14 protein-coding genes are annotated in these 13,129 nt (G+C 66.3%); 7 read left to right on the top strand and 7 right to left on the bottom strand.

Going from position 1 to position 13,129, the window contains the following annotated elements:
• The first annotated feature begins 34 nt into the window (after positions 1 to 34).
• The 6 genes from WAZ62_RS04455 (at position 35) to WAZ62_RS04430 (ending at position 6,683) form a co-directional block, all read left to right on the top strand.
• A complete protein-coding gene (locus tag WAZ62_RS04455; RefSeq protein ID WP_422642320.1) occupies positions 35 to 1,180 on the top strand; it encodes an aromatic ring-hydroxylating oxygenase subunit alpha in 1,146 nt (381 codons plus the stop codon).
• Between the two features lie 138 nt (positions 1,181 to 1,318).
• On the top strand, positions 1,319 to 2,416 hold the full coding sequence (locus tag WAZ62_RS04450) for an ABC transporter ATP-binding protein (protein ID WP_422642319.1): 1,098 nt from the start codon (positions 1,319 to 1,321) through the stop codon (positions 2,414 to 2,416).
• Positions 2,417 to 2,464: 48 nt separating this feature from the next.
• Complete coding sequence (locus WAZ62_RS04445; RefSeq protein WP_422642318.1) at positions 2,465 to 3,508, top strand: ABC transporter substrate-binding protein; 1,044 nt, start codon at positions 2,465 to 2,467, stop codon at positions 3,506 to 3,508.
• Between the two features lie 22 nt (positions 3,509 to 3,530).
• Positions 3,531 to 4,757 (top strand): ABC transporter permease, encoded by a 1,227-nt coding sequence (locus WAZ62_RS04440; protein WP_422642317.1) that lies wholly within the window; start codon positions 3,531 to 3,533, stop codon positions 4,755 to 4,757.
• A 4-nt stretch (positions 4,758 to 4,761) separates the two neighbouring features.
• A complete protein-coding gene (locus WAZ62_RS04435; protein WP_422642316.1) occupies positions 4,762 to 5,571 on the top strand; it encodes an ABC transporter permease in 810 nt (269 codons plus the stop codon).
• 5 nt (positions 5,572 to 5,576) lie between these two features.
• Entirely contained in the window at positions 5,577 to 6,683 is a 1,107-nt protein-coding gene (locus tag WAZ62_RS04430; protein WP_422642315.1) for an aromatic ring-hydroxylating oxygenase subunit alpha, read from the top strand.
• Between the two features lie 3 nt (positions 6,684 to 6,686).
• Here WAZ62_RS04430 and argE read toward each other — a convergent pair whose 3' ends face one another.
• Positions 6,687 to 7,838: an acetylornithine deacetylase gene (argE, locus tag WAZ62_RS04425; RefSeq protein ID WP_422642314.1), complete on the bottom strand. Its 1,152-nt coding sequence runs from the start codon at positions 7,836 to 7,838 to the stop codon at positions 6,687 to 6,689.
• Between the two features lie 371 nt (positions 7,839 to 8,209).
• On the opposite strand from argE, the gene WAZ62_RS04420 reads away from it, so the two are divergent.
• Positions 8,210 to 9,034 (top strand): alpha/beta fold hydrolase, encoded by an 825-nt coding sequence (locus WAZ62_RS04420; protein ID WP_422642336.1) that lies wholly within the window; start codon positions 8,210 to 8,212, stop codon positions 9,032 to 9,034.
• A 23-nt stretch (positions 9,035 to 9,057) separates the two neighbouring features.
• Here the strand turns inward: WAZ62_RS04420 and WAZ62_RS04415 are convergent, their stop codons facing one another.
• The 6 genes from WAZ62_RS04415 to WAZ62_RS04390 all read right to left on the bottom strand — a co-directional run.
• Entirely contained in the window at positions 9,058 to 9,306 is a 249-nt protein-coding gene (locus WAZ62_RS04415) for a hypothetical protein (protein WP_422642313.1), read from the bottom strand.
• A gap of 16 nt (positions 9,307 to 9,322) precedes the next feature.
• Positions 9,323 to 10,777 carry an Asp-tRNA(Asn)/Glu-tRNA(Gln) amidotransferase subunit GatB gene (gene gatB, locus WAZ62_RS04410; RefSeq protein ID WP_422642312.1) on the bottom strand — a complete coding sequence of 485 codons (1,455 nt, stop codon included), beginning with the start codon at positions 10,775 to 10,777 and terminating at the stop codon, positions 9,323 to 9,325.
• Between the two features lies 1 nt (position 10,778).
• Positions 10,779 to 12,257: an Asp-tRNA(Asn)/Glu-tRNA(Gln) amidotransferase subunit GatA gene (gene gatA / locus WAZ62_RS04405; RefSeq protein ID WP_422642311.1), complete on the bottom strand. Its 1,479-nt coding sequence runs from the start codon at positions 12,255 to 12,257 to the stop codon at positions 10,779 to 10,781.
• Positions 12,257 to 12,544: an Asp-tRNA(Asn)/Glu-tRNA(Gln) amidotransferase subunit GatC gene (gatC, locus tag WAZ62_RS04400; RefSeq protein ID WP_422642310.1), complete on the bottom strand. Its 288-nt coding sequence runs from the start codon at positions 12,542 to 12,544 to the stop codon at positions 12,257 to 12,259. Before gatC ends, gatA begins: the two co-directional genes overlap by 1 nt.
• Before the next feature lie 69 nt (positions 12,545 to 12,613).
• Positions 12,614 to 12,874 carry a hypothetical protein gene (locus WAZ62_RS04395; protein WP_422642309.1) on the bottom strand — a complete coding sequence of 87 codons (261 nt, stop codon included), beginning with the start codon at positions 12,872 to 12,874 and terminating at the stop codon, positions 12,614 to 12,616.
• A gap of 54 nt (positions 12,875 to 12,928) precedes the next feature.
• Positions 12,929 to 13,129 (bottom strand): glutathione S-transferase C-terminal domain-containing protein (locus WAZ62_RS04390; protein ID WP_422642308.1); only part of this gene is annotated, 201 nt, incomplete at its 5' end.

Below are 13,129 nucleotides of genomic sequence, written 5' to 3'. Positions count from 1 at the left end.
AGGCTTGGCCCCAGCACCACCGAGTGAGGGCATCATGCAGGCCGCGCGTATCGAGCCACCATCGTCCACCGATCCGATCGAGGCATTGAAAGCCAGCGCGGCCCGGCCCTTCGAGGATGCGCGGGCCATGCCGCCCGCGGTCTATACCTCCCCCGATGTCCTCGCCCGGGAGGAGGAGCGGATCTTCGCCCGTCAGTGGATCTGCCTCGGCCGGGCCAGCGCCCTGGCCCATCCCGGCGATTATCTGACCGACGAGATCGCCGGCCAGCCCATCCTGGTGCTGCGCGACCGGGATGGCGAGATCCGTGGCCTGTCCAACGTCTGCCTGCACCGGATGTCGACCCTGCTGGAAGGCCGGGGCAATGTCCGCACCATCGTCTGCCCCTATCACGCCTGGACCTATTCGCTGGACGGCGCCTTGCGCGGCGCCCCCCTGATGGAGAAGCAGGCCGGCTTCTGCAAGGACGCCTACCGCCTGCCGGCGGTGCGCACGGAAGTCTGGGAAGGCTGGATCTACGCGACGCTGGACCAGAGCCTGCCGCCGGTGGCCGAGCAATTCGCCGAACTCTCGACCATGATCGGCCGCTACGGCATGGCCGATTACATCGAGACGTTCCGCGAAGAACACGTCTGGGACACCAACTGGAAGATCCTGGCCGAGAATTTCATGGAGAGCTACCACCTGCCCATGCTGCACCGGGCGACGGTGGGGCCGCATTCCAAACTCGAGGAAATGGAATGCCCGCCGGGCCTGCCGGCCTTCAACTATCACTGGATCACCAAGGAAGCCTCGCTGCCGATCGGCAATGCCCATCCGGCCAACACAAGGCTGGAGGGGCACTGGCGGAAGACGACGGCGCTGCTGGCGCTATATCCGTCGCACCTCATCACCCTGACGCCCGGCTATTTCTGGTATCTGGTGCTGCGGCCGGTCGGGGTCGGCAAGGTGCACATCCTGTTCGGCGGCGGCCTGTCGCCGGAATTCGTCGAGGATCCGCGCGGCCCCGAATACATGGCGACGCTGAAGACCCTGCTCGACGAGGTGAACGCCGAGGACCGCCGCGGGGTCGAGGCGGTGTTTCGCGGCGTCAGCGCCCCCCTCGCCCGTCCGGGGCACCTGAGCCATCTGGAGCGGCCGAACTACGATTTCGCCCGCTATCTCGCCAGCCGCCTGACCTGAGCGGGGCCGCGCCGCCCTGTTTCGGAATTCCCGAAGCAGGGCTGCGCAAAAGCGTATTTTTTCAATTCCAGAACTGCGTGGACCATTGCCGCAGCGCAAAAGCAACGCGCGGCGAAGACGGAGCGGCGGACACAGGTGATGGGTCAAGAGAATCCCTTCGTTACATTCTCCCGGGTCGGCAAGAGCTATGACGGCCGCCAGAACGTCGTCCAGAATCTCGACCTCGACATCGCCAGGGGGGAATTCGTCTCGCTGCTCGGCCCGTCCGGCTCGGGCAAGACGACGACCCTGATGATGCTGGCGGGCTTCGAGACGCCGACCGAAGGCGAGATCAGCCTGGACGGCAAGCGCCTGAACGACCTGCCGCCGCACAAGCGCAACATCGGCATGGTGTTCCAGAATTATGCCCTGTTCCCCCACCTGACCATCGCCGAGAATGTCGCCTTTCCGCTGTCGGTGCGCGGCGTCTCCCGCGCCGAACAGAAAGTCCGCGTCGCCCGCGCCCTCGAGATGGTGGAATTGCCGCAGGTCGCCGGGCGCCGCCCCGGCCAGCTTTCGGGCGGCCAGCAGCAGCGTGTCGCCCTCGCCCGCGCCCTCGTGTTCGAACCCGCCCTCGTCCTGATGGACGAGCCGCTGGGCGCCCTCGACAAGCGCCTGCGCGAGACCATGCAATATGAGATCAAGCGCCTGCACCGCGACCTCGGCCTCACCGTCGTCTATGTCACCCACGACCAAGGCGAAGCCCTGACCATGTCCGACCGGGTGGCCGTGTTCTTCGACGGCCGCATCCAGCAGATCGCGGCGCCCGACGTGCTTTACGAAGACCCGCAGAATGCCTTCGTCGCCAATTTCATCGGCGAGAACAACGGCATCGCCGGCCGGGTGACCGACCTCGGCGGCGGCATGGCCTCGATGGAGGTCGGCGGCGCCCGCATCACCGGCAAGGCCGGGCGGGATCTGGCCGTGGGCGCCCCCGCCGTGCTGGCGCTCCGCCCCGAGCGCGCCCTGCTCGCGCCCATGGCGGGCGACATCCTCAACCGGGTGACCGGCACGGTCGAGGACATCACCTATTGCGGCGATCATCACCGGGTCGCGGTCACCCTCGCGGGCGACGGCGATTTCATCCTGAAGATCCCGAACACGACACATCACGCGCTGCCGCCGCCCGGCTCCCGGGTCGAGGTCGGCTGGCGGCCCGCCGACTGCAAGATCCTCACCCCGCCGCCGGCGGGCTGACGACACTGGGTGCAACAGGTTACACGTCACGACAGGAGATGGCTCGCCATGAAGTTCGACAGGAATATTGCCGGGGCGGCGCTGGTCGCCGGCCTCTGTATCGCCGGGGCGGCCAAGGCCGAGACGATCTCGGTCGTCACCTTCGGCGGCGCCTATGAGGCGGCGGCGAAACAGGCCTATTTCGACCCCTTCACCAAGGAAACTGGCACCGGCTTCTCGCTGGAAGCCTATGACGGCGGCCTCGCGAAGCTGAGCGCCATGGTCGAGGCGAAGAACACGACCTGGGATCTGATCGATCTCGAATCCAACGACGCCATCGCCGGCTGCGACGAAGGCCTGCTGCAGAAGCTGGATCTCGCCACCCTCGGCGACACCAGCGATTTCATCCCCGGCTCGATCACGCCCTGCGCGGTCGCGACCATGGTGTGGTCGACCGTCTTCGCCTATGACAAGACCAAGCTGGCGACGGCGCCGACCTCGATGGCCGACTTCTTCGACCTGAAGACCTTCCCCGGCAAGCGCGGCCTGCGCAAGAGCCCGAAGGCCACCCTCGAATGGGCGCTGATCGCCGATGGCGTCGCCGCCGCCGACGTCTACAAGGTTCTCGGCACGCCGGCCGGTGTCGACCGCGCCTTCAAGAAGCTGGATACCATCAAGAAGGACATCGTCTGGTGGGAAGCCGGCTCGCAAGCGCCGCAACTGCTCGCCGATGGCGCCGTGGTCATGGTCCAGGCCTATAACGGCCGCATTTCCAACGCGGTGAAGGAACAGGGCAAGCCCTTCGTCACCGTTTGGGACGGCCAGGTCTATGACTTCGAGTGGTGGGGCGTGCCCACGGGCGCGAAGAATGGCGACGCGGCGAAGAAATTCATCGCGTTCCAGGCCAAGCCCGAGGTCCTGTCGCAGCTGTCGAAATACATCGCCTATGCCCCGCCGCGCAAGAAGGCGGTCGAGCTGATCGACGCCGAGACCCTGAAGGGAATGCCGACGGCCCCGGCCAATTTCGGCAATGCCGTGCAGATCGACGTGCCGTTCTGGACCGACAATTTCGACGCCCTGAACAAGCGCTTCACCGCCTGGCTGGCGCAGTGAAGACCTGCCGGCCCGGAAGACCATGACAGTCACAACTGACAGAGACGACCGGGCCGGCGCCTTTCGCCGGGCCCGCCGGCGCGATGCCCGGCGGGCCTTCGCCCTTGCCGTGCCTTTGCTGGCCTTTCTGCTGATCACCTTCATCGCGCCGATCGTCATGTTGTTGATGCGCGGCGTGCAGAACCCCGAATTGTCGCGGGCGATGCCGGTGCTCAGCGCTTCGATCGGCGCCTGGGACGGCACCGGCCTGCCGGACGAGACCATCGCCGCCGCCTTCGCCGCCGACCTGCCGGGCGCGCAGGAATCGGGCAGCCTCGGCCCGCTCGCCCGGCGGCTGAATTTCTACCTGCCGGAATTCCGCAGCCTTCTGATGAAGACCGCGCGGCGCCTGCCGCCCGCCGCCGACGACTGGCGCGCCGCACTCGCCGCGATCGACGACCGCTGGGCGACGCCGGCGCCCTGGCGCGTGTTGCAGCGGGCCGCGATCAACCCGACGCCCGATTACCTGCTGGCCGCCATGGATGCCAAGGTCGGCCCCGAAGGCGGCGTGACCTCCGCGCCGGCCGATGAATCCGTCTATGTCGATGCCTTCGGCCGCACCTTCTGGATCAGCGCCGTCGTCACCGTCCTGTGCCTCGTCTTCGGCTATCCGGTCGCCTGGCTGCTGGCCAATCTGCCGCCGAAACAGGCCGACCGCCTGATGATCCTGGTCATCGTGCCGTTCTGGACCTCGCTGCTCGTCCGCACCACCGCCTGGTATGTGCTGCTGCAGCCGGGCGGCGTCATCAACAGCCTGCTGATCTGGTCGGGCCTGACGGCCGAGCCGCTGCCCCTCGTCTTCAACCGGACGGGCGTCTTGATCGGCATGACCCATATCCTGCTGCCCTTCATGATCCTCGCGATCTATTCGGTGATGAAGGGGATTTCGCCGACCTACATGCGGGCCGCCCTGTCCCTTGGCGCGCATCCCGTCGTCGCCTTCCTGCGCATCTATCTGCCGCAGACATTGCCGGGGGTCGGCGCGGGCTGTTTCCTCGTCTTCGTGCTCGCCCTTGGTTACTACATCACGCCGGCCCTGCTGGGCGGCGCGGGCGACGAGATGATCAGCCAGCTGATCGCGATCCAGACCAACCAGCAGCTGAACTGGGGTCTCGCCGGGGCGCTGTCCGCCTATCTCGTGCTGTTCACCCTGGTCTTCTATTTCATCTTCAACAAGCTGGTCGGCGTCGACCGGCTGCGCTTCGGGTGAGGCCATGGCGATGCCCAACGTCACCCTGACCGAGAAGATCGCCGCCCGCGCGGTGCGCTGGTTCGCCGCCCTCGTCATCATCTTCCTGATGGCGCCGATCCTCGTCATCATCCCGCTGTCGTTCAATTCGGGCAGCTATTTCTCCTATCCGATGGAGGGTTTTTCCCTTCGCTGGTACGAGGCGGTGTTCTCGGCCGGGGACTGGCGCCTCGCCTTCGGCAACAGTCTTGTAATCGGTATCGCCTCGACCCTGTTGTCGACCGTGCTCGGCACGCTGGCCGCCCTTGGCCTGTCGCGGCCGGAATTTCCCTTCCGGGCCGTGATCATGCCCCTGCTGATCTCGCCCATGATCATTCCGATCGTCGTCGTCGCCGTCGGTCTCTATCTCGTTTTCGCGCCGCTCGGCCTCATCGACAATTATCTGGGCGTCATCCTCGCCCATACCGCGCTGGGCACGCCCTTCGTCGTCATCACGGTGACCGCCACCCTGCTGTCCTTCGACCGCAGCCTGACCCGGGCGGCGGCGAGCCTCGGCGCCAATCCCTGGACCGTGTTCCGCCGGGTGACCCTGCCCCTGATCACGCCGGGCGTCGCCACCGGATCGATCTTCGCCTTCGCCACCTCCTTCGACGAGGTGATCGTCATCCTCTTCATCGGCGGGGCCGAGCAGCGCACGGTGCCGCGCCAGATGTGGAACGGCATCAGGGACAGGATCGACCCGTCGATCCTCGCCGTCGCCGCGCTGCTGATCGTCTTTGCCATCGCCCTGTTCATCACGCTCAACCGCCTGCGCGCCCGCGCGGAGAGGACCTGAGAGCCATGTCGGCCATCATCGACCACCTGACCGCCTTCAAATCCGGCAAGATCGCCCGCACCCACGCCATGCCGGGCGGCTTCTATACCGATCCCACCGTTCTCGACCTCGAGAAGGAAAAGCTGTTCCGGCGCGAATGGATCTGCATCGGCCATGCCGACGAAGTGAAGGCCCCGGGCGACTATTTCACCACCGAACTCGTCGGCGAGCCCCTGCTGGTACTGCGCAGCGGCGCGGGCGAGGTGAAAGTCTTCTCCAATGTCTGCCGCCACCGGGGCAATATCGTCGCCGAGGGGCGCGGCCGGCGCAATCTTCACGTCTGCGCCTATCACGCCTGGAGTTACGACCGCGACGGCCATCTGGCCCGCGCGCCGCTGATGGAAAAATCGCCGGCCTTCGATGCCGCCGCCTGCGGCCTGCCGCGCATCAGAACGGCCATCTGGCAGAAATTCATCTTCGTCAATCTGGACGGCGAGGCCAGCCCGCTCGAGGAGCGGCTCGCGCCGCTGGAGCCGCAGGTGCGCAACTACCACAACGAATTGCGTCACCTCTATTTCCAGCGCGAGGAAATCTGGGCGACCAACTGGAAATGCCTGTCCGAGAATTTCATGGAAGGCTATCACCTCGACGCGACCCATCCGCAGACCCTGAAACCGGTGACGCCCACCGGGCTTTGCGAATATGTGAAGGGCAACGGCTGGTTCACCGCCTACCGCGCGCATTACACGCCCGAGGCCGAGCAGCGCCGCCCCTTCCACCCGGACATGACGCTGCAGGAACAGCGCTTCTCCTATCTCTTCAGCGTGCTGCCCAGTTTCGTCGTCACCTATATGCCGCATCTGACGGTCTATCTGTGCCTGCGTCCCGTCGATGTCGATCATGTCGCCATCCGCTGGGGCATCGCCGGCCATGACGAGACCATCCCCGACGAGTTGCTGGCCGCCCATGTGAAATTCGCCGACGACTTCAACGCGGAAGACCGCGTGAAGCTGGAGACCCTGCAGAAGGGCCTAAAGTCCCGCTTCTACCAGCCGGGGCCGCTGGCCGCCGACGACTGGGAAGGCACGATCCGCGATTTCTACGATTACATGGCCCGCATGTTGACGGCCTGATGTTCAGCGCCGCAGGAGGCCCAGAAGCCCGGCCAGAAAGCGGTCGCATTCGGCCAGCTGCGCCTCGCTGACGAATTCGTCCGGCTTGTGGGCATCCGAAATATACCCGGGGCCACAGACGACGGTCGGCGTGCCGAGGTCGCGGCTGTAAAGCCCGCCTTCGGTGCCGAAACTGATCTTGCCGTGGCTGTTGCCGCCGGTCAGGGCCTTGGCGAAGGCGGTGATGTCGGCATCGGGCGAGGTTTCCATGGCCGGATAGGCTGAAATCGTCTCCAGCCGGATCGCCGCTTCGGGAAAACTCTCCCTCGCCGCGCCCTCGATCACCGCGACATCCTCCGCCAGCGCCTCGAGGATCGGCTCCAGCGCGTCGCCCGGCAGATGGCGGATCTCGAAATCGAGGGTGCAATCCTTCGGCACGATGTTCAGCGCCGTGCCGCCCCGGATCATGCCGACATGAACCGTCGAATGATCGATGTCGTAATCGCGGTCGCGGGCGCCGCTGCGCAGCAACTCCGTCTGCCGGCGGCGCAGGGCACCGATCAGGTCGCTGGCCAGATGGATGGCGTTGAGGCCCAGGGGCGCCAGGCTGGAATGACATTCCAGCCCGTGGCAATGGGCGCGGATCGCCGTCTTGCCCTTGTGCGCGACGACGACCTGCATCCCCGTCGGCTCGCCGACGATGCAGGCCTTGGGCCTGATACCAAGGCCGGCCAGCATGTCGATCAGGCGCCGCACGCCGACGCAGCCGATCTCCTCGTCGTAAGACAGCGCGAGATGCAGGGGCGTGTGCAGCGGGACATGCGCCGCCTGTTCGGCGAGGAAAAGGCAGGCGGCGATGAAGCCCTTCATGTCCGCCGTGCCCCGGCCGAAGAGCTTGCCGTCCCGCCGCGTCAGCCGGAAGGGATCTGAAGTCCAGGCCTGACCATCGACCGGCACGACATCGGTATGGCCGGCCAGCATGATGCCGGGCACGTCGCGCGGCCCGATGGTGGCGAAGAGATTGGCCTTGCGCCCCGCCTCGTCGAACACCAGCCGGCTTTCGACGCCGAGCGCCGTCAGCATCCCCTCGACCTCGCGGATGAGATCGAGGTTGCTGTCCCGGCTCACCGTTGGAAAGGCGATCAGCCGGTCCAGGATTTCGATGGTGCGCGACATGGGCGAAGACCTCGGCGACTCTCGGATGGCGCCATCATTGGCCGCCCCCCGCCGACATGCAATTCACGCCTGCCGAAGCAGGGTCTCGGCCTTTCCGATGCAGGCTTCGCATTTTAAATTGTAAACAATTAAATTGCCAACTTGACATCGCCCGTCGCGCCGATTTAAATCGCACTCAATTGAATTGCTCAACATCAAAAACGGAGACAGACATGACCGACACCATCACCCGGACCGCGATCAGCCCGAGCCGGCGCTCCATCCTCGGCGGCGTCGGCCTTGCCGCGGCGAGCGCCGTCGTCGGCGCCCCCGCCGTCGCCGCCCAGGCCACCGCTTCCTCCGCCAAGCCCCCCCAGGAAAGGACCAAATCCATGCATTCGATCACCACCCGCGACGGCACGAGCATCGCCTTCAAGGACTGGGGCTCGGGCGAGCCCGTCATTCTCAGCCACGGCTGGCCGCTGAACGCCGACAGCTGGGAATCCCAGGCCTTCTTCCTGGCCGACAACGGTTTCCGCGTGATCACCCACGACCGCCGCGGCCACGGCCGCTCCAGCCAACCGTGGGACGGCAACGACATGGACAACTACGCCGACGACCTGGCGGAGTTGATCGAGGCGCTGGATCTGAAGGGCGTGAGCCTGTTCGGCTTCTCGACCGGCGGCGGTGAAGTCACCCGTTACATCGGTCGCCATGGCGAGAAGCGCGTGAAGCGCCTCGGCCTCATTTCGGCGGTCTCGCCCTTCATGCTGAAGACGGACAGCAACCCCAAGGGCACGCCGATCGAGGTGTTCGACGGGCTGCGCGCCGCTAGCCTGAAGGACCGCTCCCAGCTCTACAAGGATATCGCCGGCGGTCCCTTCTTCGGCTTCAACCGTCCGGGCGCCCAGGTCTCGCAGGGCATGATCGACAGTTTCTGGGCGCAAGGGATGCTGGCGGGCCACAAGTCGGCCTATGACAGCATCAAGGCGTTCTCGGAAACCGACATGCGGGAAGACCTGAAGCGGGTCACCGTGCCGACCCTGATCGTCCATGGCGACGACGACCAGATCGTGCCGATCGACGCCGCCGGGCGGGCCGCGGCCGAGATCGTGAAACATGCGGTGTTCAAGGTCTATGCCGGCGCCCCGCACGGCCTGACCGACACCCACAAGGACCGGCTGAACGCCGATCTCCTGGCCTTCCTGAAGAGCTGACCGCCCCCCTCAGCCGTCAGCCTTCAGCCCTCGTCCTCACCCGTCTCGCCGAGGCGGGTGAGGAAATCCTCGATGTCCTCGATGCTGGCGGAGAAGCGATAGTCCTTGTCGCCGAAGACGATCTTCGCCGTCTCCTCGTCGCGCAGCATGTAACCGCCATGCTTCAGGACCTGGGCGTCCGGCTTCTGGGCCTTCAGGATGTTGAGGCCGTAACGCACCGCGACGCGGCGGATACGGCGCTCGACGGCGGCCAGACTGTCACGACGCGACATGCGCTTCTCCTCCCGCTCAGCCCTGGAGCTTCGCTTTCAGGATGTCGTTCACCGCCGCCGGATTGGCCTTGCCCTGGGTCGCCTTCATCACCTGACCGACGAAGAAGCCGAAGAGCTTGTCCTTGCCCGAGCGGTATTCGGCGACCTTGTCCTGGTTCCTGGCCAGCACGTCGTCGATCGCGGTCTCGATCGCGCCGGTGTCGGTGACCTGACGCAGGCCCTTTTCCTCGACGATTGCGGCCGGGGCCTTGCCGGTCTCGACCATCGCCTCGAACACTTCCTTGGCGATGCGGCCGGAAATCGTGTCGTCGGAGATGAGGTCGATCAGTTGGCCGAGGCTTTCCGCCGAGACGGGACTGTCGGCAACCGACTTGCCGAGGCGGTTCAGCATGGCGAAGTAATCGCCCATGATCCAGCTCGCGGCGAGCTTGGGATCGCGGCCCCTGGCGACCGCCTCGAAGAAGTCGGCGGGTTCCCGTTCGGCGACCAGCACCCAGGCGTCATAGGGCTTGATGCCATATTCGGCGACGAGGCGGGCCTTCTTCTCGTCCGGGAGTTCCGGCAGGCCGGCCTCGATGGTCTTCACCCATTCGGGATCGAGCACGAGGGGCAGCAGGTCCGGGTCCGGGAAATAGCGGTAATCATGCGCGTCTTCCTTCGAGCGCATGGAGCGGGTGACGCCCTTCACGGAATCGAACAGGCGGGTTTCCTGCCGGATCTCGCCGCCGTCTTCCAGGATGTCGATCTGGCGCCGCGCCTCGTATTCGATCGCCGCGCGAACGAAGCGGATCGAATTGACGTTCTTGATCTCGCAGCGCGTGCCGAAGGGCGCGCCCGGGCGCCGCACCGAGACGTTCACGTCGGCGCGCATGGAGCCTTCCTCCATGTTGCCGTCGCAGGTGCCGAGGTAACGCAGCACGGTACGCAGCTTGGTGATGTAGAGCGCCGCTTCCTCCGCCGTCCGCATGTCCGGCTCGGAGACGATTTCCATCAGCGCGACGCCGGCCCGGTTCAGGTCGACGAAGGTCAGGTTCGGATGCTGGTCGTGCAGCGACTTGCCCGCGTCCTGTTCGAGATGCAGCCGGGTGATGCCGATCTCGCGCGTCGAGCCGTCGGGCATGTCGAGGAGAAGGCGCCCCTCGCCCACGATCGGGTCCTTGTACTGCGAGATCTGATAGCCGTTGGGCAGATCGGCATAGAAGTAGTTCTTGCGGTCGAAGACCGAGGTCAGGTTGATCCTGGCCTTGAGGCCGAGACCCGTCCGCACCGCCTGCTCGACGCAATAGCCATTGATCACCGGCAACATGCCGGGGAAGCCGGCGTCGACGGTCGAGACCTGGGAATTGGGCGGGGCGCCGAAGGCCGTGGCCGCGCCCGAGAACAATTTGGCGTTGGAGACGACCTGGGCATGGACCTCGAGGCCGATGACCATTTCCCAATCACCGGTCGCACCCTTGATCAGTTCGGACATGTCAGGCCCTCCACCAGGCTGCGGGTTTGGCATTGAAGCCGGCTGCCCGCTCCAGCGCATAGCCGACATTGAGGACGCCGGCTTCGTCGAAGGCCTTGCCGATGACCTGAAGGCCCAGCGGCAGACCTTCCGCCGACAGGCCGGCGGGCACCGACATGGCGGGCAGGCCGGCCAGATTGGCGGTCACGGTGAAGACGTCGCCCAGATACATGGCGATGGGGTCGGCCTTCTCGCCCGAAGCAAAGGCGGCCGAGGGCGTCGTCGGCGCCAGGATGGCGTCGACCGTCTCGAAAGCCGTCTCGAAGTCGTTGGCGATCAGGCGGCGCAGCTTCTGCGCCCTGGTGTAATAGGCATCGTAATAGCCGGCCGAGAGGACATAGGTGCCGATCAGGATGCGGCGGCGCACTTCCGCGCCGAAGCCTTCACCCCGCGTGTTCTCGTACATCTCGGTCAGGTCCTTGCCCGGCACGCGAAGGCCGAAGCGAACCCCGTCATAGCGCGCGAGGTTGGACGAGGCTTCCGCCGGCGCGACGATGTAATAGGCCGGCAAGGCGTATTTCGAATGGGGGAGCGAGACCTCCACCACCTCGGCCCCGGCGGCGCGCAGCCACTCGGCGCCCTGCTGCCACCATTTTTCGATCTCGGCCGACATTCCGTCGACCCGATATTCCCTGGGGATACCGATCTTCTTGCCGCGCAGGTCGCCGGTCAGGGCGGCGGCGTAATCGGGCACCGGCACGGGCACGCTGGTCGAATCATGCGGATCGTGACCGGCGATGGCGCCGAGCAGGATGGCGGCGTCGGTCACCGTCTTGGTCATCGGCCCCGCCTGTTCCAGCGAGGAGGCGAAGGCGATGATGCCGAAGCGCGAGCAGCGGCCATAGGTCGGCTTGATGCCGACGGTGCCGGTGAAGGCCGCCGGCTGGCGGATCGAGCCGCCCGTGTCGGTGCCGAGCGCGGCGACGCAGAGATCCGCCGCCACCGCCGCCGCCGAGCCGCCGGAGGAGCCGCCGGGGACGAGCGCGGCCGTATCGCCATTGCGCCGCCAGGGGTTCACCACCGGGCCGTAGTAAGAATTCTCGTTCGAGCCGCCCATGGCGAACTCGTCCATATTGGCCTTGCCCAGCATGACCGCACCTTCGCGCCACAGGCTGGTGGTCACGGTCGACTCGTAAGTCGGCGTGAAGCCATCGAGGATGTGGGAAGCGGCGGTGGTCAGCACGCCCTTCGTGCAATAGAGGTCCTTGATCGCCAGCGGCAGGCCTTCGAGGCTGCCGGCGGTGCCCGCCGCGATCCGCGCATCCGAGGCCGCCGCCTGCTCGAGGGCGAGTTCCGGCGTTTCGGTGATATAGGCGTTGAGGCCGCGCGCCGCTTCCATCGCGCCGAGATAGGCGCGGGTCAATTCGACCGACGAGAATTTGCGGGCGCGCAGGCCCTCGCGGGCCTCGGCAAGGGAGAGGCGGGTCAGATCGGACGTCATCACTCGACCACCTTCGGCACGGTAAAGAAGCTCTCCAGCCGGTCGGGCGCATTGGCCAGGACCTTTTCCGCGTCGCCGCCATCGGTGATGACATCGGCGCGCAAGGGCAGGGAGCGGTGGACGACGCTGGTCAGCGGCGCGACGCCGCTGACATCGACGGACTGGAGCTGTTCGACGAAGTGAAGAATGCCGTTCACCTCGTCGGCGAGGGCGGGCAGTTCGGCGTCATCGACGCGGATGCGCGCGAGACGCGCGACTTTCTTGACCGTAGCGGGATCGACCGACATGAGCTTGCTTCCCGGAAAATGCAGGCCGGGAACCTAGCAACCCCCATGGGCTGGTGGCAAGACCGGCCGTCAGGTGGGTGCGATGTCGCAGCCGCAGACCGGACAGGCGGTGGCGGTCTGCAGCGGCAGTTTGATGCCCGCCTGCTCGAGCAGGCCGAGCGCCTTCTGCAGATGTTCGCTATGGGGCGAGACCTCGCAGCGCGCGGCATAGAGCGCGCCGTCTTCCGGCCCCAGAGGCTGGCTGGTCCAGGCCCGTGCCGAAGCCGCCGCCATCACGAGGCTGGGTGCCGAGACGGAACCAAAGAGAAATGCACGCCGGCTGATGCTCATGATCACTCGCCTGTTCTCCCCCGGCCCCGAACATCCCCCCGGAACCGCGCCCTGTCAATTCGGCGGAATGAAGGGCTGCACCACGGCGGCGAAGGCCGGCAGCGCCTCGCACCTCTCGCCGAGCGCGGCGAGCGCCGGCCAGCGCCCGGCATCGAACAGCTCAGGGTGCGCCTCGCGCAAAAACCGCAGCGCGCAGCCAAGGGCGATATCCGCCTGTCCCGGCCCCGCCCCGGCGAAGAACGGCCCGGCCAGCGC

The organism is Zavarzinia sp. (assembly GCF_049306435.1).
Taxonomy (GTDB): Bacteria; Pseudomonadota; Alphaproteobacteria; order Zavarziniales; family Zavarziniaceae; genus Zavarzinia.
This window is presented reverse-complemented; position numbering and strand designations above follow the sequence as displayed.